The organism is Thiofilum sp., assembly GCF_016711335.1.
Lineage (GTDB): Bacteria > Pseudomonadota > Gammaproteobacteria > Thiotrichales > Thiotrichaceae > Thiofilum.
Map to the genome: position 1 here is coordinate 327,541 of NZ_JADJTF010000001.1, position 24,810 is coordinate 352,350.

20 protein-coding genes are annotated in these 24,810 nt (G+C 41.5%); 9 read left to right on the forward strand and 11 right to left on the reverse strand.

The window, feature by feature from the left end:
• Positions 1 to 10 precede the first annotated feature (10 nt).
• Together IPL34_RS01540 and IPL34_RS01545 are read left to right on the forward strand one after the other, a co-directional pair.
• Complete coding sequence (locus tag IPL34_RS01540) at positions 11 to 1,183, forward strand: primosomal protein N' (replication factor Y) - superfamily II helicase (RefSeq protein WP_296836676.1); 1,173 nt, start codon at positions 11 to 13, stop codon at positions 1,181 to 1,183.
• A gap of 384 nt (positions 1,184 to 1,567) precedes the next feature.
• Positions 1,568 to 4,111, forward strand: a complete 2,544-nt coding sequence (locus IPL34_RS01545) for a sugar-binding protein (protein ID WP_296836679.1) — start codon at positions 1,568 to 1,570, stop codon at positions 4,109 to 4,111.
• Between the two features lie 36 nt (positions 4,112 to 4,147).
• On the opposite strand, the gene mtgA is transcribed toward IPL34_RS01545, so the two are convergent.
• The 3 genes from mtgA to IPL34_RS01560 form a co-directional block, all read right to left on the reverse strand.
• The gene (gene mtgA / locus IPL34_RS01550; RefSeq protein ID WP_296836681.1) at positions 4,148 to 4,909 is read right to left on the reverse strand and encodes a monofunctional biosynthetic peptidoglycan transglycosylase; all 762 of its coding nucleotides are present in this window, start codon (positions 4,907 to 4,909) and stop codon (positions 4,148 to 4,150) included.
• A gap of 166 nt (positions 4,910 to 5,075) precedes the next feature.
• Positions 5,076 to 7,982 carry a GAF domain-containing protein gene (locus IPL34_RS01555; protein WP_296836683.1) on the reverse strand — a complete coding sequence of 969 codons (2,907 nt, stop codon included), beginning with the start codon at positions 7,980 to 7,982 and terminating at the stop codon, positions 5,076 to 5,078.
• Between the two features lie 58 nt (positions 7,983 to 8,040).
• On the reverse strand, positions 8,041 to 9,165 hold the full coding sequence (locus tag IPL34_RS01560) for an alanine--tRNA ligase-related protein (protein WP_296836687.1): 1,125 nt from the start codon (positions 9,163 to 9,165) through the stop codon (positions 8,041 to 8,043).
• A gap of 268 nt (positions 9,166 to 9,433) precedes the next feature.
• On the opposite strand from IPL34_RS01560, the gene IPL34_RS01565 reads away from it, so the two are divergent.
• From IPL34_RS01565 to IPL34_RS01575, 3 genes are all read left to right on the forward strand, one after another.
• A complete protein-coding gene (locus tag IPL34_RS01565) occupies positions 9,434 to 10,369 on the forward strand; it encodes an ABC transporter ATP-binding protein (protein WP_296836691.1) in 936 nt (311 codons plus the stop codon).
• Positions 10,366 to 11,139 carry an ABC transporter permease gene (locus tag IPL34_RS01570; RefSeq protein ID WP_296836695.1) on the forward strand — a complete coding sequence of 258 codons (774 nt, stop codon included), beginning with the start codon at positions 10,366 to 10,368 and terminating at the stop codon, positions 11,137 to 11,139. The genes IPL34_RS01565 and IPL34_RS01570 overlap by 4 nt, the downstream gene beginning before the upstream one ends.
• Before the next feature lie 280 nt (positions 11,140 to 11,419).
• The gene (locus IPL34_RS01575) at positions 11,420 to 12,229 is read left to right on the forward strand and encodes a DUF2189 domain-containing protein (RefSeq protein WP_296836698.1); all 810 of its coding nucleotides are present in this window, start codon (positions 11,420 to 11,422) and stop codon (positions 12,227 to 12,229) included.
• A gap of 97 nt (positions 12,230 to 12,326) precedes the next feature.
• Here IPL34_RS01575 and IPL34_RS01580 read toward each other — a convergent pair whose 3' ends face one another.
• Both IPL34_RS01580 and clpB read right to left on the reverse strand, forming a co-directional pair.
• Positions 12,327 to 12,902, reverse strand: a complete 576-nt coding sequence (locus IPL34_RS01580; RefSeq protein WP_296836700.1) for a carboxymuconolactone decarboxylase family protein — start codon at positions 12,900 to 12,902, stop codon at positions 12,327 to 12,329.
• A gap of 196 nt (positions 12,903 to 13,098) precedes the next feature.
• Positions 13,099 to 15,711, reverse strand: a complete 2,613-nt coding sequence (clpB, locus tag IPL34_RS01585; RefSeq protein ID WP_296836702.1) for an ATP-dependent chaperone ClpB — start codon at positions 15,709 to 15,711, stop codon at positions 13,099 to 13,101.
• A 412-nt stretch (positions 15,712 to 16,123) separates the two neighbouring features.
• Here clpB and IPL34_RS01590 point away from each other — a divergent pair, with 412 nt between their 5' ends.
• Entirely contained in the window at positions 16,124 to 16,492 is a 369-nt protein-coding gene (locus tag IPL34_RS01590) for a hypothetical protein (protein WP_296836704.1), read from the forward strand.
• A 67-nt stretch (positions 16,493 to 16,559) separates the two neighbouring features.
• Here IPL34_RS01590 and IPL34_RS01595 read toward each other — a convergent pair whose 3' ends face one another.
• From IPL34_RS01595 to IPL34_RS01610, 4 genes are all read right to left on the reverse strand, one after another.
• Entirely contained in the window at positions 16,560 to 17,249 is a 690-nt protein-coding gene (locus IPL34_RS01595; RefSeq protein WP_296836707.1) for a GDSL-type esterase/lipase family protein, read from the reverse strand.
• A gap of 52 nt (positions 17,250 to 17,301) precedes the next feature.
• On the reverse strand, positions 17,302 to 17,856 hold the full coding sequence (locus IPL34_RS01600; RefSeq protein WP_296836710.1) for a chalcone isomerase family protein: 555 nt from the start codon (positions 17,854 to 17,856) through the stop codon (positions 17,302 to 17,304).
• 84 nt (positions 17,857 to 17,940) lie between these two features.
• A complete protein-coding gene (locus IPL34_RS01605; RefSeq protein ID WP_296836713.1) occupies positions 17,941 to 18,567 on the reverse strand; it encodes a riboflavin synthase subunit alpha in 627 nt (208 codons plus the stop codon).
• A 209-nt stretch (positions 18,568 to 18,776) separates the two neighbouring features.
• Entirely contained in the window at positions 18,777 to 19,397 is a 621-nt protein-coding gene (locus IPL34_RS01610; protein WP_296836716.1) for an OmpW family outer membrane protein, read from the reverse strand.
• 242 nt (positions 19,398 to 19,639) lie between these two features.
• Between IPL34_RS01610 and IPL34_RS01615 the strand changes: the two genes are divergently transcribed.
• The 3 genes from IPL34_RS01615 (at position 19,640) to IPL34_RS01625 (ending at position 22,840) form a co-directional block, all read left to right on the forward strand.
• The gene (locus tag IPL34_RS01615) at positions 19,640 to 20,506 is read left to right on the forward strand and encodes an NAD(+) kinase (protein ID WP_296836719.1); all 867 of its coding nucleotides are present in this window, start codon (positions 19,640 to 19,642) and stop codon (positions 20,504 to 20,506) included.
• Positions 20,506 to 22,167: a DNA repair protein RecN gene (gene recN / locus IPL34_RS01620; protein ID WP_296836720.1), complete on the forward strand. Its 1,662-nt coding sequence runs from the start codon at positions 20,506 to 20,508 to the stop codon at positions 22,165 to 22,167. The genes IPL34_RS01615 and recN overlap by 1 nt, the downstream gene beginning before the upstream one ends.
• Positions 22,168 to 22,498: 331 nt before the next feature.
• Entirely contained in the window at positions 22,499 to 22,840 is a 342-nt protein-coding gene (locus tag IPL34_RS01625) for a hypothetical protein (RefSeq protein ID WP_296836721.1), read from the forward strand.
• 36 nt (positions 22,841 to 22,876) lie between these two features.
• Here IPL34_RS01625 and IPL34_RS01630 read toward each other — a convergent pair whose 3' ends face one another.
• Positions 22,877 to 24,082 carry an MFS transporter gene (locus tag IPL34_RS01630; RefSeq protein WP_296836723.1) on the reverse strand — a complete coding sequence of 402 codons (1,206 nt, stop codon included), beginning with the start codon at positions 24,080 to 24,082 and terminating at the stop codon, positions 22,877 to 22,879.
• An 18-nt stretch (positions 24,083 to 24,100) separates the two neighbouring features.
• The gene (locus IPL34_RS01635) at positions 24,101 to 24,760 is read right to left on the reverse strand and encodes a pseudouridine synthase (RefSeq protein WP_296836725.1); all 660 of its coding nucleotides are present in this window, start codon (positions 24,758 to 24,760) and stop codon (positions 24,101 to 24,103) included.
• Between the last annotated feature and the right edge of the window lie 50 nt (positions 24,761 to 24,810).

Below are 24,810 nucleotides of genomic sequence, written 5' to 3' on the forward strand. Positions count from 1 at the left end.
TTAACTATTTATGGTACAACCTGTTCAAGCTACTACCGAACAACGTTTTTTCCATTGTGAGTCTTGTGGTTCCAATTTGATTTATCATCCCGGAACCACAGTACTCAAGTGCACCCATTGCGGACACGAAAATGTGATTGAACCCACCGGTGGTGCAATTAAAGAGTACAGTTTTTCGCAAGCACTACGTCAACTAGAACAATCGAAGCTCAAAGTACTCGATAATACTGAAGTGATTAAATGCCCTAACTGTGCGGCCACCTTTGAACTCGACAATAATCGTCATGCAGGTGATTGCCCGTTTTGTGGCACACCGGTGGTGACCAGCACGGCTCAGGCGCGTTTATTTCAGCCTAAATCGCTCTTGCCTTTTGTGATTACTGAAAAGCAAGCTAAAACCTCGTTTGATAATTGGATTAATAAACTGTGGTTTGCACCGAGTGCCTTGAAAAATAAAGCGCGGCGCGATGAGAAGTTATTGGGTATTTATGTACCCTACTGGACTTATGATAGCTATACCGATACCGACTATACGGGGCAACGCGGTACGATTTACTATGAACGTGAATATGTGACCGTGATGGTGAATGGTCAACCGCGTCAAGAAATACGTAATGTGGCTAAAATCCGTTGGCAACCTGTGTCCGGTCATGTTCGCCTGTTTTTTGATGATGTATTAGTGGGTGCAACACAAACCTTACCACGTACTATTTTAGATCAGATCGAACCGTGGGATTTAGATAACCTCGTCTCGTATCAAGAAGCCTATCTAAGCGGCTTTACTAGCGAGTTATATCAAATCGATCTGGATGAAGGCTTTGATAATGCTAAGCAGATTATGAATGAGCGTATTGAAGCTGCGATTCGCCGCGATATTGGGGGCGATCAGCAGATGATTAATCGCACCCACACCAACTACTCCCAAACCACTTTCAAACACCTCTTGCTCCCCGTCTGGTCGGCAGCATTTCGTTATAATGAAAAGATCTACCGCTTTGTCATTAATGGACGTAATGGCAAAACCAAGGGCGAGCGCCCTTATAGTAAGGTCAAAATCGCTTTTGCTTTATTAGCTGGATTTATGGCTTTAGGGGCACTCATCTACTATCTAGAGGCTAGTGGTGCACTCAATCAAATGATGGAATATGGTGTTCCAAGCAGCACTTACTACTATTACCGCTAATCATCATAAAAATTTCTTATTTTCATTTGAACCTTTTAAGCTAGTGTTTTTCTAAAGGCTAACACTAGCTTAAGCGCTTGCGAGTTTAGTTATAAGGGGATAAAGCATTAAACTACCTTATAAAACCTAAGTTTAAGAGGAACGACTCTAAACTCGCCAAGCCCTTAAATCTAATGGTTAAGATTATGATTTTAATAATAAATTAGGAATTAGTGATTCTAGTGACTGACGACTCGGTACGAATTTCAGGTAAGGCTCAGGTCTTGACCTCTAGACTGCGAATCGTTGTTAAACAAAAACTTGAGTCACCTACTGCCTAATTCTAAACCATAACGCATAGTGTCGGCTAATACATAAGAACTAATAATAACTTGGGGCTACAGCATGGTTGAGCGATTCTGCGCGGGAAGTCGCCTATTCTTAGGGCTGCTATTACTACTTTACCTTTACTCACCCACGACTCATGCTTTTTATAATCAGAAGTCGCCTTTAGGTACTAATACCAATGAGATTATGGAGGAAGACTCCAGCGTACCGTTTCTAGATCTGTTTAAAACCTCGTTGCCTTTTGAACATGCTAAGCCTCTCACTAAAGGAGAAGTGCGCTATGACCATAATGGTTGGCCGATTTATTTAGGCGCAGGGGCTGAAGCCGGTACACGCTTTGTGAATAAACTACCCGCTGGGACAATTCCACAGGGCTATTACACCGTGCTCTATGACGGTCAAGGTAAGATTGAGTATGGTATTGATGCCACTCTAGTAGAGTCGCATCCGGGTAAAAATATTATTCTTTTAGCACCGGGGGCTGATAAAGAGTTCAGTGCCAAACTCACGATTGTTAAAACCGAACCCAATAATCCTATTCGCAATATTCGCATTTTGCCTCCGGGGGGTATTTGCTCTGGCAATCCCTTTCAGCGTGTTATGAATGCTTCACAATGTACCGGCAATGATTACCTCGCCTTTGATCGCCATTACGATAAGATTGTGTTCAATCCTGACTACTTACGCTTTATGCGTGATTACAAAGTGATTCGCTATATGAATATGAGTGGCATTACACGTAATCCTATGTCGCGTTGGGAGGAACGCCCGCGTATGGATCAAGCGACTTGGGGCGGCCCCGAAGGAGTACGCGGTGCACCCCTAGAAATGATGATTGAACTCTCCAATCGCTTAAGTGCGGATGCTTGGTTTAATCTACCTCATGCGGCTAATGATGACTTTGTACGCCGTTATGCCCGTATGCTCAAAACCCATTTAAACCCTGATCTGAAAGTCTATGTTGAATACAGCAATGAGACTTGGAATGGTATTTTTAGCCAACACGCTTATATGAAAAGCCTAGGCTTACAAATGGGCTTAGACACAGAACCCATGAAGGCGGCTTATAAATATTACTCCAAGCGCTCAGTGGAAATTTTTCGTATTTTTGAGCAAGAGTTTGGCGGTACACAGCGTCTAGTTCGAGTCATGGGTGGACTGACGGGGAGTAAAGGCATGACGGAAACTATGCTAGGTTTTGGTGATGCAGCACGTTATACCGATGCTTTTGCGATTGCACCCTATGTGTTTGGGGATGATGATGCTCTGCGTCAAGCCCGCACAGTGCCGCAAGTGTTTGAAATCATGACCAGTAGCAAATACCGTTATTCCTTGCCCAAGGTCTTAGAGGCGATTCGGGAACAAGCGGCGATTACCACAAAATTTAAAGTCTCACTGATTGCCTATGAAGGCGGACAACACTTGGTGGATTGGAAAACTAAAACCAATGACCAGCATCCGAATATGTTGTTTTATAGTGCGAATCGCCACCCTCAGATGGAAACCATTTACCGTCGTTTGCTAGACGGTTGGAAACAAGCAGGAGGGCAAATGTTTGTACACTATACCTCCCCTCGTACTTATCAGAAATTCGGTAGTTTTGGTACGAAAGAATATATTACTCAACCTGATCGTGAAGCACCTAAGCATCTCGCTTTAATTCGCTTTATGAATGCTAATCCCTGTTGGTGGCAGGGTTGCGCCAATGCAGTGCGGCGCTCAACACCCCGCTCAGTTAGTGAGTTAACCACGTTAGAGAGCGGTGCTTTACCTAGTGCAGCACCTGTTAGCCCTATTGAAGCGCCTGCTCCTGTAATCCCTAGTGCGACACCTGCTCCTGTCCCTGCACCTGTGATCCCTAACTCAAACCCTAAACCCATAGCGTTCAATCCAATTACTCCTCCCGTGGTGAATGATCGAGGCTATGAACCATCGATACATCCACTCACGCCTACGCCCAATACGGGGATCAGTATTACGAAAATCGCCTCCTTTGATATTGCACATGAAGCCTATACGCAAGGACGAGCGGTGGCACGCACTGTACGCGATATGGGTAATCCTTGGCAGGGCGCGTCTACTTATCGCTTACGTAATGTGGTCAATGGAACTATTAGGGGTAAGGAGGACTTAGCTTCCATTTGGCAGGTTAGTTGGGACTATAGCAATTTGTATTTACGGGTTGCGGTCGATGATGATCGCTTTTTCCGTGAAAATGACAAACCGTGGCACGATGATTCGATTGAGGTATTTCTTAATACCGATCCACGACCACAATCTCAATATGATGGTCTGCACCAACATCATCTGATTTTCCGTTGGGGAGATAGTACGATCACTTATGGTGGCTATTCAGCACGTCAACATTTGAATGCGCAATACGCGATGAAAAAATTTGACAATAGTTATGTGCTAGAGCTGATCGTGCCTTGGCCATCCTTGGGGATGACACCCGGTATGGGCACTACTTTAGGGATTGATATTCAAGTGAATGATGATGATCAAGGTGGCTTACGCAAAGGCAAGCTCTCATGGAACGATAAACGCGATGAAGCTTGGCGTAATCCTACTACCTTGGGTGGCTTAATCTTAGAGCGCTAATCAGTCAGCTAAGCGAAGTACACTGAGGTATTTCGCTTAGTCGGCTATCTGTTCTAGAAAATCTACCCCACCGAGTAAACGCATTTGGCGTTCAATAAAACGTTGGCGCAACACTACATAGCGCGAAGGTTTATCGGCTTTAAACTGCGAGGGAGCTGGTAAAACGGCTGCTAATAGGGCAGCTTGTTTGACTGTTAGGCGCTGAGGTGTGGTTTTAAATAAACGACTACTCGCTGCTTGTACTCCGTAGATATTGCGCCCAAACTGAGCAATGTTGAGATATACCTCTAAAATGCGCTGCTTAGACCAAAGTGTTTCCAAAAGTACGGCGATCCCCCACTCTAAACCCTTACGAATGAAGCTGCGCCCACTCCAAAGAAATAGATTCTTGGCGACTTGTTGGGTAATCGTACTGCCCCCACCACCCGCTTTACCGTCTAATGCTCGCTCAATAGCCTCTATAGTAGAGCGCTGATCAATACCCCAATGCTCATTAAATAGTTGATCTTCTGAGGCAATCACTGCTAAAGCTATATGAGGGGAAATATCCTCATAATCGACCCATTGGTAAAAGATTTCGGTTGGTTCATTATTCCACCAAGCACTGAGTTGGTGTCCCATCATAAAAGCGGTAGTAGGCACGGGCAACCAGCGTAATAGTAGTATGATGAGGATAATAGCGCCTAAGCTGAGTAAGGTTATTTGCCAAGCGAGGCGTAGTAAACGCTTGAGTAAGTGGCGAGTATTCCATTGGCTAAGATCTAATTTAATGCTTGGCAGGCGGCTAGCGAAGCCCATGCGATGATCCCTAATGCAGAACTGGTGAGGAGAAACTGTATAGTGTGGCGCGAGTGGACTCAAGTGTGGGGTTATTACTCATGTGTCTATTGTTGATGCTCTAAGACAGCCCTAGTTTTTAATGATCTTTATAAGCACCAACCTATAATTATTTATACTTAAGTAACTATTCATAATTGAGTGCTTTTGTTTTTGCTATTTTATCTAAAATATCAAAGCGATCTTTTTCCAAATCATCTAGTATAGCCTTTAATCTAAATCTTTCTTCAGACCGTGACTCTAACAGATATTCTTTTCTAACTATCTCAATCTTATCATGCAACATAAGTGCATTTCTAGTTAACCCTTCTAAGCTATGTCTGCTTAAATTTATGATAGTAGTATCAACTATATTTTTTTCTTCGTTTTTTGGAAAATTATTTCCAACTTTAAGAGGTAACCCCAATAAAAAACCACTTAGCTCACTTGAAGGAATATCATTTTTTTCATGAAAGACAGGGTAGTTACTAAAAAAATCAGATATATCACAAGGCTTTGTGTCCTCGTAAACTAATAAAATTAATTTATTTTTATATAAGTCTTTTAAATCATTTATTTTTAGATAATCTATTTTATCATTATATAGCTTTCCTAAGGATTTTGAATATATTAATAAAACAAAGTCAGAAACGCTCAGTTGATTTTTTAACCAATATGTATACTCGCTATCTTTATTTGAAATATTCTCGTACTTATCTAACCAAGAGTCTATACCTCTAGAGCGTAGATTTAGTGATAAAGTTATAGCCTTACTAATACTATCAATTTCAGAATAAATAACTACAACTCTTTTTAGTTTTGATTTTAATTGAGAAAGGTCAATTTCATGTCGTAACTCTTTAATAAAATTAAAAATTAATACTGTTTTTTCTGTTAACTCATAACTAGAGCCATCCAATATATTAATAAAATTATTTATTTCAAAGTGATTTTTAAAATATCTTCTGTCATCACTTTCTAACTCTAAGCTACTATTATTAACTATTTTTTTACTAAATTTTTCAAGTGATATATCTACTTTACCTTTTAATTGATTTTGCAAATCCTCTAAACCAAACTTTATATCCTTTACTTCAATTGTATTAATTAAAACTGATAATTGATTAGCAATCACTTGTAGAAAAAACAAACTCTCTTGCGAGTAAAAATACTCATGTGTTGGATGATAAACAGCAATAACCCCCCTAACTCCCTCTGAAGCTAAAATAGGCACTCCAACCCAAGAGGCTAGTGGATCTCCTAAGAACTCTCGATGATGTGGTATATTATACCAAGCCTTTGACTCAGCTTTTGTTCGGTGGAGTATAGGCATACCAGTCAGAATTATCTCTTCTGTTTTACCTCGCTTATTGGATTTAAGCAATCGACTTGGTTGGTTATAAGGTCGACCATTAACAATCATTAAGGGAAACGATACCTCATTTTTATCTTTGTCATAAAGTGCTATATATAGATTTTCCGAGTACATAGCCTTAGAGACATAATTATAAGTAGTACTTAGTATATCCTCTTTTGTTGCATCTTTTATTTTAGATAGTATTTGACCAAAACTTACTAGTACACTAAATCTCATATTTTCTTTTTCTATTGTATCAACAATAACAGTAACAATATCTACTATATCTTCAATATAATGTAAAGCCGATAAACTACATTTAGGCGCAAGAATAAGAAAGCAGCCTAAATCATCGTTATTATATTTCATTGGTATTACTAAGAGTTTTTCAAAAAAACCATGCTGTATAGTCAGTTTATCAACTAAATCTTCTGATGAATAGCTATCGATATGCCTTTCTGCCATCTTAATATAGTCCAGTAGATTTTCAGAAAACACACTATCCAAACAAAAACCATTAATAGTACTTTGAACCAGCCTTAAGTCTTTTGTAGTGTGCTCAATTCTAAATATAGCCAAAGGCACATGACCATTTATTATACTTATTTTTTCTTGAGCTAACTGGTATACTTCACTCTCAAAAGATATGGAGCGATTTAGCAAAATACTTTTAATACTGAATAATGAATCAGCGTATAGCTTTTTACGAAACTCAATCAACAATAAAGAGATAAAATCCGAAAGATCATCTATTAATCTATCCTCTCCCATTTCGTAGGAGTCTTCTGAGATTGGGTTTTCTATTATAATAAAACCAATACTACTACCCGCTGCAACTGCCATTCTAGTACCTAGCCATGATTTGCAGTTACTTTTAATATTAGCACTCTTAATTAAGGCACATTTATTTAATATTTTTGGCGTATTTTTTATATTATTTAAAACCTCTAAAAGCCAATGCTCCAACTTAAAACTTAAGCGCACCTCTATATCGATGTAATTATCAATTACTTCACTATCTTTACAAGCAAAAAAGTATTCATTGGTATTTAATGGATTGGTTAAAAAAATATGGATTTTATCAACAACAAACCACTCCTTTAGTTTTTTAACTAATGCCTTAATAATATCAGACTCTCGATGAAAGCAACCTCGTAACAACTTACTCTGAAACTCTCTAAAACTATTGAAACGCCTAATAGTAAAATTAGTACGCAGATAGAAAGCTAAACGATCACTCAGCATATCTAAAGGTTGAACTAAATCATCATAGGTATTATCTGTGGTTGAGCTATGCGCAATAAAAACGCCAATATTTCTATTAGTACTTAATCTTAATGGTGTGAGCAAAACACTTTTATGACCATTGAAACCTCCTTTTATGCAGTCATCTTTATTAGTCAAATAAATAGAGTTGCTTTCAGGACTCTTGATTAACTCTAGAAGCACTGGTATTTGCACAGAGAAAATCTCAGCGAATCCTTTTTCCCCCTTAAGCTTACCAGCGCTTACTAAAAGCTTTGGTTTATCTACACCATACTCTTGATAAACTAACGAGAACTCTTCTGCAGGAATGGGGAGATCACTATTTCTGAGTATTAACAGTAACTCCTCTAGTGAGCTAGCTGATAAAGCTTTATCCTGTATTCTATTAGCAATACGAGTAACACTTTCCCAAACATTATCTTTAATACTCATCTAATTTAAACCTTCTACTAACAATCTAACGGACGTTAAACCTGAAATAGCGCAATTATCAGTAGCACGCTGTTTTTTTTAGGGTGTTAGCAAAGCACTGCCATTCCTGATACAAAGCTGTATTAGCTTGACCTGATGTGGACACCTGAGCTAATAGCTGCAATTGCTTATTCACATCCCCCCCTAACTCCAACATCCGTATCATCAACTCACGAGCCAACTTCCGCATAATATACTTACGCCCCCCACGCCCCGGTGCTGGTGCTCCATCCTCGGTCAATTTCACAAATGCTGACAGATGATCCAAAATCACCGCTAATGATTGCTCATCCTCTTCTGACCGATTAGGCAACCAAGGCATTAATACCGCCCGCCATTCCTCAAAGCGCCGTACATGATAAACACTCGGTAAATCCCGCAGCACCATCTCTACCCGCTCTAGCCCCAGCACACATTCCGCAAACACCGTATCCGCCGCAATCAACTGCCCCGCTTCATCAATATAATTCTCAATAAACAAGGAATTAGCTAATTCTACAAAGCGCCCACAGCGACACGTACCTAAAGCTTTTGCACCCACCTCGCACTCAGCACACACACCCTCACGCTCATAAAATATCTCAGTATGCGGTCCACATTTCTTACCATCACTCGCAATCTGTCCCGTCGAGCGCTGTCGCCAAAAACAATGTTCTTGATCCAACCCCACTAAGTGTGCCTCATCCACCCCTAAACGCTTCCAACACTCAAAACTTGCTTCATCACACCCTAACTCTGGATCATCCAAATAGCTAATCCATAAACGCTTCGTATCCAGCTTTAAAACTTGGGTTAAAAAGAACCATAAGCGCGGCAATACCGTGCTACGCTCACTAGAGCCAATATGAAACGCCGCCGACATATGAAATAAACTTAACCGTGTGGGATCAGCTCCCACCTGCCCCATATCAAAATGCCGAAAACAAGGCTGAGTAAAAGCAAACTTACCCCCTGTTTTTAACACAATCGCCTCTAATTCATTTTCGACTTGAATTAATCCGGCACTCATTACAAATGACATCGGAACAGAATCATGCAGCAAAGAAGAGGGAGGCAGTAGGGTAAAACCTTCTTGCTCATGCAAAGCTAAAAAGGCATCACCAATGGCTTGAGCATCCAATGAGAGGGAGGGGCTTAAATTCATGAATATAGAATCCTAGTTGTAGCAGGTAGGCTGCTAAGACTTTAGAGCGGACAAACACTTATGTTTAATTTATAACAAGCTTTATGGTATTTGGCTATAGAAGTTGAGAGTTTTAAATCGATAAGTTAATAAATAATATATTGTTAAAATAATTTTTATTTATAAAAAACATACTCTGTAAATCAAGTATCCGTCAGCAGATACACACATACCCGCCCTATCCCACCTGTGCTACACTATCTCCCCTCTCATTGTTCCGAGGCTTAATATGAGCGCAGCGCTCGATATTCAATCACTTACTAAAGTCTATGCTAATGGTTTTCAGGCTCTCAAAGGTATTGATCTGACCGTACAAGAGGGGGATTTTTTTGCTCTTTTAGGCGCTAATGGGGCAGGCAAATCCACTACCATCGGCATTATCAGCTCTCTGGTGAATAAAACCAGCGGTCAAGTGCGTATTTTTGGCTATGACCTCGATACTCAACGCGAACAAGCTAAAGCACAGATTGGACTCGTCCCTCAAGAATTTAATTTCAATGTATTTGAACCCGTGCGTGAAATTATTATAAATCAGGGCGGATATTACGGTATTTCACGTATTGAGGCCTCAGAGCGTACTGAAGCACTATTGAATCAATTAGGTTTATGGGAAAAACGCAAAGATCAAGCGCGACAATTATCCGGTGGAATGAAGCGGCGTTTAATGATTGCGCGTGCTTTAATTCATCAACCACGTTTATTAATATTGGATGAACCCACGGCTGGCGTTGATATTGAAATTCGCCGCTCTATGTGGGATTTTCTGACCGAACTGAATGAATCCGGTACAACGATTATTCTCACTACCCATTATTTAGAAGAAGCCGAAAGTTTATGTCGCAATATTGGTATTATTGATCAGGGGCAACTGATTGAGCATACCAGTATGAAACAATTGCTCAATCGTATTGATACTGAAACCTATGTATTTGATCTTGCATCACCTATAGATCAATTACCAGTAAATCCTAGCTTAGCTGCTGAGCTACGTGATAGTACTACCCTAGAAATATCTTTTCACAGACAAAGCTTTTCTTTAAATCAAGTATTTGATTGGTTTAAAGGTAACCAGATTCAAATCGCTAGTATGCGCAATAAAACCAATCGTCTAGAGCAATTATTTATTGATTTAGTAGAAAGCAATAAAGAGGCTAAAGCAGTATGAACCAACCACAAAAATGGGTAGCTTTTTATACGATACTGATTCGAGAAATACTACGCTTTTCCCGCATTTGGATACAAACGATTTTGCCACCGGTCATTACCACTGCTTTATATTTTGTGATTTTTGGTCATTTAATTGGACCTGCGATTGGTAAAATGGAAGGCTATGACTATATCGAGTTCATAGTGCCCGGTCTCATTATGATGACTATTATTACTAACTCGTATGCTAACGTCGTGTCTTCTTTTTATGGCAGTAAATTTCAAGGTAATATCGCAGAAATGCTTGTTTCACCCACACCTAATTGGATTATTTTAGCAGGCTTTATTGGAGGTGGCGTAGCTCGCGGCATGGCGGTGGGTTTCGCCGTCACTATTGTTTCCTTGTTTTTTAGCCAACTCCATATTGAGCATCCACTTCTCATGATTAGTATGGGTATTTTAACCTCTACCTTATTTTCCCTCGCTGGACTGATTAATGGCGTCTATGCTAAAAGTTTCGATGATATTTCTATTGTACCGACTTTTGTGTTAACGCCCCTCACTTATTTAGGTGGGGTATTTTATTCGGTCAGTATGTTATCGGATTTTTGGCAAACCCTTTCTTTCTTAAACCCCGTGCTATATATGGTCAATGGTTTTCGCTATGGCGTGCTAGGTGTGTCTGATATGTCACCTTGGTTGAGCTTTGCGGTGTTAGTAATTTTTATTATAGGGTTAGGCACTTACAGCCTATCCTTACTCAATCGAGGTATAGGCATTCGTAGCTAGTTTTCTTAGCTCTCTTATACGTACTGCCTGTCCAGTCAGCCTACCCCATCCCATACCCTCATCACTGAGGCTCAGTCGCTTGCTAAAGCACTGAGCACTCTAGGCTGAACGATTCGTTAAGAAAAACCTAAAAAGTTGGGGTTTATAGTCAGCCCTCATAATCTAGATTAAATTTATGCCTAATACCGAGTAAAACACTAAGGATTAAACTGATCAATTAACAATCTGTCTGCTTTATCGCCTCAGTATATTGCCCAAAAAAAGTCTGTAGGAGAATAAAATGGAAAATTATGTTAGCAAACCCGCTCTTGATCCTAATTTTGTTCCTGCTCCTGAGCGTCTATTCAATAGCTATCCCGTTAATAAAGTAGAGCTAGCTCAAATCACCACTTGGCTCTCGAAAGGTTGGCAGGATTTAAAATCAGCTCCCTTATTAAGCCTCACTTATGGCTTGATCTTTGCGGTGGTTGGCATTGTGATGAGTGTAGTATCCTCTGCAAACTCCGCTTTTATTGTTGCTGCCTCAACCGGATTTTTGATCGTAGGACCTTTCTTAGCCCTCGGTTTATACGATCTGAGTCGACAACTAGAACAAGGTCAAAAGCCTAATCTTGTCCAGTCATTTCTGAGTATCCGCTATAATGCTTTAGGTCTAGGTTTATATGCCATTGCCTTAGGCATGCTAATGATCTTCTGGGTGAGGATGAGTGCTTTAGTAGTGGGGGTATCCTTTAATGAAACCATCACTATTAATGAGTATGGCTATGCGGGTCTATTACAAGGTCTATTTAGTGCTGATCCCTTATTTGGTCTAGGCTTCTTGGCAGTTGGGTTCTTATTTGCCTTCCTTGCTTTTATCACTGGGGTCGTTACCACTCCCTTATTATTAGATCGTAAAGTGGACATTGTAACGGCTGCTAGTACTAGCATTAAAGCGTTTCAGAAAAACCCAGTTACGCTCTTAGTGTGGGGATTTGTGGTAGCGCTCCTTATTCAAATCGGCATACTCACTTTTGATATTGGTCTGATCGTATTAATGCCTTTAGTAGCCCATGCGAGCTGGCATGCTTACCGAGATATAGTGAAATAATTTAACCAAAACTAGATACGATCCCTTAAGCCCTTTTATTACGCCGCATGGATGCGGCGTTTCTTTTTCAAGACCTTGAATGAATTCAATAATTCATTTAAGCGGCTGTAGAAATAGCCGTACTTTGCTCTAATACTTTAGTCAGGTGAGGGATCTGTGATAGAGCAGGTGCACCATCCATTAATAAGGTAATAGGCACAATTTCAAATAATTCCTCAGGTTTAGCCCCAAACGCTAAGGCTGCCTGAGCATGCCAAGCAATTAAACGCTTATGCTGCTTCACTAGGGCAATACCCAGCCCTATTAATTCACGGTGACGTTTTTCAATAGCACCACGGCTTAAGGCAAATTCACGCCACGAGTCCTCCCAAGTACGCCATAACGGTTCTTGGTGCTCCTCTGGTAAAGCTTGCGTATATAAAGCCATTTTCAGGACTTGCTGAATCTCAGCATCGGTGGCTCCCAATTTTTTAGCGTCGGCTTTATGAATTTCTATACAACGATGGCAATCTTTAGCCAACGCAATCCCTAGGGTAATCAACTCTTTATGCTTGCGGTCAATATGACCTTTTTTAGTACTTTCTTGTGATAACTCACTGATAATTTCTAAAAATTCGCCTAAACCATACTCGCGTGCTGTCTTAAAAGCACTCGCTAAACTGTGTTCTGTCATGGTGCTGTCTACCTACATCATTTTTATTGCAATGCAGCATTCTATCATAGAGACGTTAAGCCAGAATGACAAACGTCAAAAGTAGTTATCACTAGCATCTATCTCTAAAGGTATAGCCCCTCTAACTTAGCCAATCTCAAAAAACAAACGCCACCCGTAGGTGGCGCTGTTTAATCCCTCTTGAAGGACGAAGCTGCTAATTCATTTCTTCAGAAGCAGCGGTTTCAGTAAAAATGAGTTTGTCGTCTTTCACATCAACATGAATCGTTTCACCGGGCATAAAACGCCCACTAAGAATTTCTTGAGCTAAGGGATTTTCTACATAGGTTTGGATAGCCCGTTTTAACGGACGCGCTCCGTAAACGGGATCAAACCCAACCTCTGCAATAAAATCCATCGCTGCGGGTGTAAAGCTCAGACCGAGTTCACGCGCACTGAGGCGCTTGCGTAAACTATTGAGCTGGATATTAGCAATTTGGCGAATTTCTTGTCGATCTAAGGGGTGGAATACCACACTTTCATCAATCCGATTAATAAATTCAGGACGGAAGTGACGCCCTACAACTTCCATTACCGCTGCTTTCATAGCAGCGTAGTTTTCCTCACCTGCCATCGTCTGAATCAAATCAGATCCCAGATTAGAGGTCATGACAATAACGGTATTGCGGAAATCCACTGTACGCCCCTGACCGTCGGTTAAGCGTCCATCATCCAACACTTGTAGCAAGATATGGAACACATCAGGATGAGCTTTTTCCACTTCATCAAATAAGATCACCGCATAAGGACGCCGCCGTACTGCTTCGGTTAAATAGCCACCTTCCTCATAACCCACATAGCCCGGAGGTGCTCCAATCAAACGCGCGACCGAGTGTTTTTCCATAAACTCCGACATATCCAACCGCACCATCGCATCATCACTATCAAATAAGAATTGCGCCAGTGCTTTAGTCAATTCGGTCTTACCTACCCCCGTGGGTCCCAAAAATAGGAAAGAACCAATCGGACGCTTAGGGTCAGAAATCCCTGCCCGCGAGCGCCGAATGGAGTTCGATACTGCGACCATCGCCGCCTCCTGACCGATGACACGCTTGCGTAGTGTATCCTCCATACTTAGCAGTTTAGCTTTTTCTGACTCCAGCATTTTACTCACCGGAATACCCGTCCAACGCGATACGACCTCGGCAATCTCTTCATCAGTCACACGATTTTTTACTAACTTGTGCGCTGTTTGAGCTTCTTCATTAGCGACTGCATCCGCTGCTTTTAATTGCTTTTCCAGTTCTGGAATACGTCCGTACTGTAATTCAGCCATACGCTGTAAATCGGCTGCACGACGTGCAGTATCCAGTTCAATTCGTGCTTGATCCAATGCTTCTTTAATATGCGCCGTGCCTTGTAGTGCAGCCTTTTCAGCTTTCCACTTTTGCTCTAAAGCCGCATAGTCTTGCTCATGCTTAGTAATATCCTCTTCAATCGCAGCTAAACGCTTTTTAGAGGCAGGATCGGATTCTTTTTTCAGAGCCTCACGTTCAATTTTTAATTGAATTAAGCGTCGCCCTAAAATATCTAAAGCCTCTGGTTTGGAGTCAATTTCAATACGAATACGCGAAGCGGCTTCATCAATCAAGTCAATGGCTTTATCGGGTAATTTTCGGTCGGCAATATAGCGATGTGAAAGCGTTACTGCCGCTACTAAGGCCGGATCGGTGATCTCAATCCCATGATGTACTTCATATTTTTCTTGCAAACCGCGCAGAATAGCTATGGAGTCCTCTACGGTGGGTTCACTTACCAGCACCTTTTGGAAGCGGCGCTCTAGGGCTGCATCTTTTTCAATATATTGGCGATACTCATCTAGGGTAGTAGCTCCCACACAATGTAACTCACCACGCGCCAGAGCAGGTTTTAGCATATTGCCCGCATCCATCGAGCCTTCTGCTTTACCTGCACCTACCATCATATGAATTTCATCGATGAATAAAATGATATTGCCGTCTGACTTGGCTATATCATTGAGTACTGCCTTGAGGCGTTCCTCAAAATCACCGCGAAATTTCGCGCCCGCCAATAATGCGCCCAAATCAAGCGATAATAAGCGTTTGCCTTTCATCCCCTCAGGCACTTCACCATTGACAATACGCTGAGCTAAGCCCTCAACTAAGGCTGTTTTACCCACGCCCGGCTCACCAATCACCACCGGATTATTTTTAGTACGACGCTGTAAAATCTGCACCATACGGCGGATTTCTTCGTCACGCCCAATAATAGGATCGATTTTGCCCTGCTCGGCACGTTCCGTGAGATCAATGGTATATTTTGCTAAAGCTTCGCGCTGATCTTCGGCATTAGGATCATTCACCGCTTGCCCACCGCGCATAGCATCCACTGCTTTTTCAATAGCACCCTTCACCGCACCGCTGTCTTGCAAAATCATGCCAATCGCGCCGCGATCTTCTACCGCCGCTAATACAAATAACTCAGTAGAGATATATTGATCTTTACGTTGCTGGGCGAGTTTATCGGCCACATTAAGTAATTTAGCTAAATCGTTAGAGACATGAATGGAACCTGCATCCCCTCCAGTAACGGTTGGTAAACGATCTAGCACCTCACCTAATTTAGAACGTAGTTGATTAACATTGACACCCGCTTTACTGAGTAAGCCGCGTGTTGTCCCCCCCTCCTGATCTAATAAAGCAATCATCATATGAGTGGGTTCAATGAATTGATGGTCGCGCCCTACTGCAAGCGACTGAGCATCTTGTAAGGCGGACTGAAACTTAACTGTGAGTTTATCCATGCGCATACGCATTCCCCGCTAAAAACATTTTGTATAGTACATGTTCACACTATGTGGGTTGTTTATCAGACTTCAAGGTATAACCCTAAAAATAATGCGTGATCCTAGGGTTAAGTTTATTGACTTAAATGAATTTTTTAATATTTAAACTATTATTTTTTAAATTACTAATTATTTTTTAACTCAAACTAAACTTGAAAATTCAATATAATCGCTTACGCTCAGTAGGGTACATTTTTAAAACCGTGTCTATGCAAGGGATAGATCTGTGTGTGGCGTGTAAGTAGTCATTATCTATTACATCTATTATTTAGAGTTAATTAACAGATCTAACTCTTACCTCGTTTTGATTAAAAATTGTACCAAATACTTCATTTATTGCTATCCTAACTCAGGATGAAACTAGGGACATTGCAACATGAACATACCTCATGGTAGGCGGCAATGGTGTTTAATACCCATCATGCTCAGCGCTACATTACTCTCCTCACCCTCAATCATGGCTCAAGATGTAACAGGTCAGATTAATCTAATCTCAACTATAGGCGGCAACCCCAGCCTATCCCCTTTGGTGACGTGGAAGGTATTTAAGGTCAATCCACGTGATAAAAAGATACCACTAAACCCACCTCTTTATACTCTTAATCGACACTCGATTAGTTTAAGTTTAACTCAGGGACATTATAAAGTGGTGGTATCATTAGCGGACGTGGTAAAAGAAAAAGACTTTAAAATACAGGCAGAAGACAAACATACGCTGGAAATTGCTGTCGATAGCACTAAATAATAACGAAGATGACGTATTAATAGTGGCAAAATTAATACGTCAATCAATAAACTTGCACTTAAAGTCATTATCGATCTCTAAAAAAACTCATCAATGCTTTATTTAACTGCTTATACCCTTCTGCATTTAAATGTAATAAATCACGGCTATATTCTTGGCGAATTTTTTGGGGAGTAGCACTGACTAAAAGCTGATAAGTATCTAATACCTCAATTTTATCCCCTTGGAGTGAGCGAATAAATTCATTAATCGTATTAATAGCGTCAGCTACCTCAGGTGACCAAAAAGGCATACGCTCTAAAGGTACTTCACCCAAAGGAAAAACGGTAGTGAGTAGCACTTTACTACCCTGTGCGTGGGCTTGATGAATAATACGTTGTAAATTATTTTTGCATTGCTCAATAATACTAGCGCGTTGTTCTGGGAATAAAGGAATAGCTTTTAAATCATTAACACCTAATTGCAACACTACCCAATCCGCTTGTAAAGGTTTAACATGCTGATCAAAACGCAATTGAATTTGTGCTGATGTTTGTTGACCGATGCCACGATTGATAAATTCTAGATGCTCTAACTCAGGCGCTGACCAACTTAAAGCACGAGAATCACCAAAAAATACAACACGGGTTTTAGTTTTCTGAGTAACCTCATTATCAGAATATAAATTGAGTTGTAAGGGGTCTAATCTCAACTCATTATTATCTAGATAAAGCTTTTTAGCTAATAGAGCTAATCCTATATTCAGTCCTAGCGACATAATTACAATTATGAACCACCAATAATTATGTCGCCAGACCATAGTAAGTGCCTCAACCTTTTAATAATTGCTGCTTTAATCCTTGATGTACTGGTTGATTACCTAACCAAATACCAAATAAAGCTTGCTTGAAATCATCACCTGCAATCGTAGCTGTTTTACGCCCATTCTTAAAAATTTGCGTGCTCCCCCCTACATAAACAAAATCGTATAAATCGCCGACTTTAATCTCTTCTTTAAATATTGCTACTAATTGATCAATACGTGGTTTTAATGCCGCAGCTTTATTGCCTGCCGATTGAGTAAAACCATTACGCACCGCCTCTTCCATATCGGCGCTGCTAATCATAGAAGAATTAATTTGCAGACGCATAGCCATAGGGGTGCGCCCCATTAGGATAGCATTAGCGTCTTTAGCTTTAGCGGGTAGATATAAACCAGCCAAATATAATTTTAAAAATAGTTTGGGTCTTACCCCGACTCCATTGAGTACTAAATTTTGACCTGCAAAACTCTTCTGCGGTGGAAAAGGTGCTTCAGCAGCCTGAGACTGAAACGGCAGCCATAAACAAACCAGCAATAAACAAGATTTTAACCAAGTTGACATACTGCATCCTCCTAACATTGTAGTAAACCGTGTATAGCGGTTTGGATAGTGTAGCGGAGATTGATAAGAATGCGTGTACTATTTTTATGACTGATGCGTCAGATTTAAACCGGATAAATAGCGCTTAACAGTATTTACTATTAATTTAGTTTGGGTATCAATTTCAATATTCACCCAATCCCCTACATGCTTACTAGCAAACGTGGTAGCTCTTAAGGTTTCAGGAATGAAATAGACTTGGAAAGTATTGCCCTCTTGCTCTTTCACTACCGTTAAACTACAGCCATTCACAGCAATAAAACCCTTATGCACAATATACTCTTGCCATTCCGCAGGGTATTGGAAGGTAACGATATGATTATGCTCAGCATGTTCGATGGCAATAATTTGAGCTTTTCCCTCTACATGCCCTGAGAGTATGTGTCCGCCAACCTCATCCCCTTGACACGCTGAACGCTCAATATTGACTGTGCTACCTACCTCTAAGGATCCTAAGGTGGTTTTGTTTAAGGTTTCGAGCATGGCATCAAACGCAACATACTCCTCGGCTTGCTGGACTACGGATAAACACACCCCATCCACCGCCACACTCGCGCCTTGCTTTAAATCTTGACGTAGCTGAGGAGTTAACTGAATTGCAAGCGAGGTAAGACCTTCTTTGCGCTCTACTGCTACGACTTCAGCCACTGCTTGTACGATACCCGTATACATAAACTATCCTGTTCTTAAAGCTATTTTAGAACAAAACCATACCATGCTTTAGGGAGAGATTCGAGAGAGAGAAAAAGCGTCTTAGCGAACAACGAACGGGAGCGAGTCTATGACTAAGACGCTAAAAACCTTAATAACCATGAGTGACTCAATAAACTCATCACTCATGTTAAAGGTGACATATGAAACGTTAGGAGTTTAGTTATTTATTAGAAATGGTAAGAAGCACCTACCATATAAACCCAAGGATCAATTTTAACAGTACCTAACTTGGCACCATTGAGCGTAGCTTCAGACTCAATATCTGCATACCATGCAGCCATATTCAAACCCCAACGCTTGCTTAACTTCCAATCTACCCCTATCTCAGCGGCAGCACCGACAGAATCATCTAAATTCAGATTGGTTCCAGCTAAAGCACCTGTAGTTTGCTCTTTGAAAAACTTAGTATAATTTATTCCAGCACCCACATAAGGAACTACATTACTACCATCTTGGTATCGATATTGTAATGTGACTGTAGGTGGTAAATGCTTGGTAGTGCCTACCTTAGTACCGCCTAGAGAAATATCGTGCTTAAACGGTGTGGCAGCTAACACACCTACTGCTAAGTTACGTGATACAGGAATACTGACACTTAGCCCTAATTGGGTATTATCACCTACCTCAACTCTACCAGCAGGAATAGTTAATCCATCACCGTGGGGAGCTACCATAGCAGCGCCTACACGCACAATTACGCCATTTTTTGCGCCAGCTACTCCACCCGCCAAGACCACACCTTGAGCCATTAAACCTATTACTAAAAGCGCTAAAGCAGCCTTTTTCATTTTTCAATCCTCTTGAGCCATTACTTGAATAGTTTCAGTATGTGACTTTTCTACCACTCCAGCATTGACTAAAGTCATATTTCACCTAAGTCTATGACAAATTTGTTACACTTTAAGAGTCATTTTTAATCATTAAAACCACAACCGCTTTTTCTTGTGGCAAATTTATCAAATGCGTTTAGCGTTTTAAGAGCGGGCTAGCTACAATGGATGCTCATTATCGAATGAGCGCTTGAGTGATTATGGGACAATTTAATCGGATCGGTATTTTTGCCAAACGTGATGATCTGCAAATCCATGATACCCTTATCAGCCTAACTCAGTATCTTTCTGAACTGAACTATACGTTCTACTTAGATAAATATGCTGGCAGCCTGTTGCAGCAACCTTGCCATACCCTACCAGAACTGGCTCAAATCATTAATCTTGCTATTGTGGTAGGAGGCGATGGTACGCTTCTATCAGTGGGGCGGATGATGTCTGCCTATAATATTCCAGTAGTAGGGGTCAACCGTGGGCGCGTAGGCTTTTTAGTCGATATTAAGCCACAAGAGCTACATAACCAGTTAGGTCCTGTCTTAGCCGGAAATTTTCACGAAGAACAACGCACGCTACTCCAAGCTGAAGCATGGCGTGGTGAGGAGCTATTAGGTCAAGGTAAAGCACTGAATGATGTAGTGATTCATGCTCGTGATCAGGTCAGAATGATTGAGTTCACTACCTATATTGATAAAAAATTTGTTCATACCCAACACGCTGATGGTATTGTGGTATCAACCCCCACGGGTTCTACTGCCTATGCGTTGTCTAGCGGCGGCCCTATTATGCATCCTGAACTCAATGCCATTGTTATGGTTCCGGTCTGTCCCCATACTCTCACGCAGCGCCCTTTAGTAGTGGGTGGCAATAGCTTGATTGAGTTGCATTTATGTACTAATCGTCCGATTAACTCACGCGTCTCGTTCGATGGTCATAATGATATTGACCTAGAATCTGGCGACCGCGTACACATTACTCAATCTAAAGATCGCTTACGCTTATTGCACCCTCAAGGTTATGATTATTACCATATATTGCGCACCAAACTTTACTGGGGATTGCAGTTGTAATGCTGACACATATTTATATCCGCGATTTTGCCATTATTGATGAATTAAACTTAGAGCTATACCCCGGCATGACCGCTCTCACTGGAGAAACGGGTGCAGGTAAATCGATTTTATTAGATGCAATTGGCTTAGTACTGGGTGATAAAGCAGATAGTACAACCGTGCGCTATGGTGCAGAAAAAGCGGAGATTATTTTAAGTGTTGATACTCAACATTCCCCTGCTGCTCTAGCTTGGCTGCAAGAGCAAGAGCTAGATCAAGGCGAAGCTATTTGTTTACTACGCCGCATCATTTCAGCTCAAGGTAAATCTAAAGCATGGATTAATGGCACGCCCTGTACCTTGACCCAACTGCGTGATTTAGGTGAATTGATGGTCGATATTCATGGGCAACATGAGCATCAATCCCTCATGAAACGCGATATGCAGCGCCAATTATTAGATGACTTTGGCAATCATAGCACCTTACTCCAACAGGTTAATCAAGCCTATTTACAAGTCAAATCCCTACAAGAACGCCTCGCCACACTCACGACACAACAACAACAACATCAGGAACGCTTAGCGCTAGTACGCTTTCAACTGCAAGAACTGGATCAACTCGACCTACAAGATAATGAATTAGCTGCTTTAGATGAAGAATTGAGTATTTTGGCTAATACGGGGGATTTGCGCTCAGTCGCTGAGTGGAGCTTTCACCAACTCTATGAGTCCGAACCCTCTCTTTATTCACAGCTTACCCAAATTCAGCAATCGCTTGCTCAGCAAAGCAGTTTAGATCAGCGCCTCAATGCCCCCTTAGAACTCATCACGAGTGTACAAATTCAGGTACAAGAAGCCGCTGTCAGTCTGCGTGATTATGCCGAGGATTTAGAAACTAATCCTGAGCGTCTCTATTGGGTAGAACAACGTATTGCTGATATTCGCCAACTGGCTCGCAAATATCGCTGGGATATTAATGAACTCACACAACAGCATCAGCGTTTAAGACAAGAGCTAGCGCAATTAGAAGGGGGCGATTACGATCTAGAAACCGTACAGGTACGCCTCCACACTGCACGCCAAGATTATTTTAAAGCCGCACAACAACTTACTAAGCAGCGTATTCAGGCAGCTCAAGAGCTTTCTCAAGGAGTAACACAAGCTATGCAACAATTAGGTATGCAGGGCGGGGTTTTTACTCTAGGTATTGAAACGCAAACAGAGCAAATTAGCCCCTACGGTAGTGATAACATTGAGCTGATGGTGAGTGCTAATCCGGGACAACCGCTAAAACCCTTAATTAAAGTCGCTTCTGGAGGGGAGTTGTCGCGTATTAGTTTAGCGATTCAAATGATTGCAGCCCAACGTCTCACCCTGCCAGCATTGATTTTTGACGAAGTAGATACAGGCATTGGCGGCGGTATAGCTGAAATAGTTGGACAACAATTACGTCAGCTAGGAACCAACCGTCAAGTGCTTTGTGTAACTCATCTACCTCAGGTCGCCTCGCAAGCTCATCATCATTATAAAGTGACTAAAGATAAGACCAGTGCTAGCACGACAACTACCATTGAAGTGCTTAAGGATGATGAGCGCATTTTAGAAATTGCTCGTATGATTGGGGGAATTGATCTGACTCCTGCTACTAAAGCGCTAGCTAAGGAAATGCTAGCTTATTGATTAGTATAGAGTAATTAAAAATCAATAAAGTTTATTGACTGAATAAAAATATTCAGCTCTTTATTTTTTAACCCCTCAGATTGACTAGCTCAACAAAACCACATTATTTTATGATGATAAATCAAACAGTTAGCAAGTTAAAAATCTAAAATTTAAACATCATTCATTTAAACTCTATAATTTCGTTAATTTTCCCACTGGAACTTCTAAAGACTAGCACTACACTTATATAGTGAAAGTAGCTACAAAATATCCCTTTACTTTCAACAGATTAATGTAATTTATTTGCCCATAGCAAATAACAAGGATGTTCGATACCCAGGAGGGAAGCATGATGTCCATTCCAATAAAACCTTTATTAACGGCCTTGGTACTCAGTGCCTTATCTTTAACTTCATTTACTCAAGCAGATCCTAAAGAGGAAAAAGTCAATCTGATTGCTACTATCGCTAATCAGCCTGCTTTTAAACCTGTCACTTGGGAGGTCTATCGTATTGAGCGTGATGGTAAAGACAGACTGCTGAAAACACAACAAAGCCGTCACGCCTTTACTATGGATATTAAGCCCGGTATCTATGCGGCAGTGGCGACTTATGACAACCAAAAAAAGAAGCGCTATGAATTTACTGTTAAAGCAAATACACCGCGCGACCTATTCGTACCCATTGATTAAACATTTAAACGCTATCACTGACCTACAGCGGCCTCATCAGCCTGCTGTAGCTTTAGCGTGACTAAGTGAAGGCAGATACTGCTTCAAACGCATACTTAAAATTAGAATCCCTATCCCTGCTCCAATTAATAGCAATAAAGCAATGCGCAATCCTAACCAATCCGCCAAGCTCCCGACTAAAGCCGGTCCCACTAAAAAGCCGCTATAGCCCATAATAGTAATCACCGAGATAACCTGCCCAGAGCGCTCCGGTGCGACTCCACCTGCTAGTGAAAACACAATCGGAACAATACCTGCCAGTGCCAAGCCAGACATTAAAAAGCCCAAAAGAATCAAGGGGGGATAGGTAGTACTAAGAGAAACTATCATGCCTAAAGCCGCTACTATGCCTGCCATTAAGAGCACTTTACGGCGCTCAAAATGGTTGGCCACCCATCCAGCCGTTAGACGCCCTAACATCATAGCGATATGAAAAATAGCAGGCCCCGCCGCACCTAATAACACGGGCAAATCTAAGGCTAGACGCAAATACACCGCTGACCAAATCTCTAAAGTACCTTCTGAAAAAAACGTCAAGCCCGCAATAGTCGCTAAGATCATTAGTAGGGGAATTCTAAATAACCCCGCCAAACCTTGTGCCGCATTATGGTTGTCTTGTTGTGCTATAGGGTGACTAATCAACCTATCTAAAGGCTTAGCAAGTAATACTAATAAACCAATCACCGCTACCCCTAATGCAATCCATAAATAAATGAGGCGAAAGGGCACATGAATAGATAATAAGTATCCGGTCATTAGGGCTGAGGCCGCCGCGCCCCCACTATAGCCTGCATGAAAAAAGCTCATCGCTTTATGCGTGGTACGTTGCTCATAATTCACGGCTGCGGCATTAATCGCCACATCTAAAGCCCCTGCACTGCCTAACAATAAAAACAATGCCGAAATCAGTACTAGGTAATGATTGACCCAATAGAGTTGTGCGACTACCAAAGCCATTAATAAGCAACTAATCGCCATCACCCGCCGCGCTCCAAATTTGTCCGCTAAGCGTCCCGTTAAAAACATAGCCGGTAAGGAGCCTAGTACCCCGATGGTAAGAGCTAAACCAAAGGTACTAGGGGACAGTTGCAGCGCTTGTTGCAAATCGGTAATCATGACTTGCCAAGCACCAAACAACAGCCCCAAAGCTAAAAAGCAACTCAGAACTAGACCAAAAGTAGGCCAGTGCGCGTGGTGGTGCATAACTAATAATTCCTACTACTAAAAAGGGGCTGGGCAAGTAAAGCTTAAACGTTCTTGGGTCATGGGATGCGGTAAACTAATAAAGCTGGCGTGTAATAATAACCTTGGAGCTTTCAATCTAATCGCCTCTGGTGCGTATAAATCATCGCCCAAAATAATATGCCCGATACTCAATAAATGCACCCGTAATTGATGGGAGCGCCCCGTAACAGGCTCTAGCTCTAGGCGGGTAGCATTTAATTCAGCATCATAACTAAGGGCTTTATAACGGGTGAGCGAGGGCTTACCTAACTCAAAATCCACTTTTTGTTTAGGTCTATTCGGCCAATCGGCAATCAGGGGAAGATTAATTTCACCCTTAGTTTGCGCCATTTTACCCTCTACTACGGCAATATAACGCTTATCCACTAGGCGCTCGGCAAAGGCAATGCTTAAAGTACGGTGTAGCGTTTTACCGCGTGCTAACACCAAAATACCCGAAGTGCTCATATCTAAGCGATGCACAATTAAAGCATCGGGGTACAAGGTCTGGGCGCGAGTAATCATACAATCGGCACGCTCAGCTACACTACCCGGCACTGACAGCAAGCCAGCGGGCTTGTTAACCACTACTAGCGCCTCATCAGCGTAGAGCACCTCAAAGCCCTGCGGTGGGTTATAGATAGGTTCAGTTATCATAGGAAGACCATGCTAGTATACTCAATAGCTTGCTTAAATCAGGTGCGGCA

Bases quoted from the DNA above. Each gene is read 5' to 3' on its own strand.
- IPL34_RS01570 (WP_296836695.1), top strand. From the start codon at position 10,366: ATGAACCAACCACAAAAATGGGTAGCTTTTTATACGATACTGATTCGA.
- IPL34_RS01630 (WP_296836723.1), bottom strand. From the start codon at position 24,082: ATGCACCACCACGCGCACTGGCCTACTTTTGGTCTAGTTCTGAGTTGC.
- clpB (WP_296836702.1), bottom strand. From the start codon at position 15,711: ATGCGCATGGATAAACTCACAGTTAAGTTTCAGTCCGCCTTACAAGAT.
- IPL34_RS01600 (WP_296836710.1), bottom strand. From the start codon at position 17,856: ATGTCAACTTGGTTAAAATCTTGTTTATTGCTGGTTTGTTTATGGCTG.
- recN (WP_296836720.1), top strand. From the start codon at position 20,506: ATGCTGACACATATTTATATCCGCGATTTTGCCATTATTGATGAATTA.
- IPL34_RS01635 (WP_296836725.1), bottom strand. From the start codon at position 24,760: ATGATAACTGAACCTATCTATAACCCACCGCAGGGCTTTGAGGTGCTC.
- IPL34_RS01580 (WP_296836700.1), bottom strand. From the start codon at position 12,902: ATGACAGAACACAGTTTAGCGAGTGCTTTTAAGACAGCACGCGAGTAT.
- IPL34_RS01555 (WP_296836683.1), bottom strand. From the start codon at position 7,982: ATGAGTATTAAAGATAATGTTTGGGAAAGTGTTACTCGTATTGCTAAT.
- IPL34_RS01605 (WP_296836713.1), bottom strand. From the start codon at position 18,567: ATGTATACGGGTATCGTACAAGCAGTGGCTGAAGTCGTAGCAGTAGAG.
- IPL34_RS01545 (WP_296836679.1), top strand. From the start codon at position 1,568: ATGGTTGAGCGATTCTGCGCGGGAAGTCGCCTATTCTTAGGGCTGCTA.
- IPL34_RS01595 (WP_296836707.1), bottom strand. From the start codon at position 17,249: ATGTCGCTAGGACTGAATATAGGATTAGCTCTATTAGCTAAAAAGCTT.
- mtgA (WP_296836681.1), bottom strand. From the start codon at position 4,909: ATGGGCTTCGCTAGCCGCCTGCCAAGCATTAAATTAGATCTTAGCCAA.
- IPL34_RS01540 (WP_296836676.1), top strand. From the start codon at position 11: ATGGTACAACCTGTTCAAGCTACTACCGAACAACGTTTTTTCCATTGT.
- IPL34_RS01560 (WP_296836687.1), bottom strand. From the start codon at position 9,165: ATGAATTTAAGCCCCTCCCTCTCATTGGATGCTCAAGCCATTGGTGAT.
- IPL34_RS01625 (WP_296836721.1), top strand. From the start codon at position 22,499: ATGATGTCCATTCCAATAAAACCTTTATTAACGGCCTTGGTACTCAGT.
- IPL34_RS01565 (WP_296836691.1), top strand. From the start codon at position 9,434: ATGAGCGCAGCGCTCGATATTCAATCACTTACTAAAGTCTATGCTAAT.
- IPL34_RS01610 (WP_296836716.1), bottom strand. From the start codon at position 19,397: ATGAAAAAGGCTGCTTTAGCGCTTTTAGTAATAGGTTTAATGGCTCAA.
- IPL34_RS01575 (WP_296836698.1), top strand. From the start codon at position 11,420: ATGGAAAATTATGTTAGCAAACCCGCTCTTGATCCTAATTTTGTTCCT.
- IPL34_RS01590 (WP_296836704.1), top strand. From the start codon at position 16,124: ATGAACATACCTCATGGTAGGCGGCAATGGTGTTTAATACCCATCATG.
- IPL34_RS01615 (WP_296836719.1), top strand. From the start codon at position 19,640: ATGGGACAATTTAATCGGATCGGTATTTTTGCCAAACGTGATGATCTG.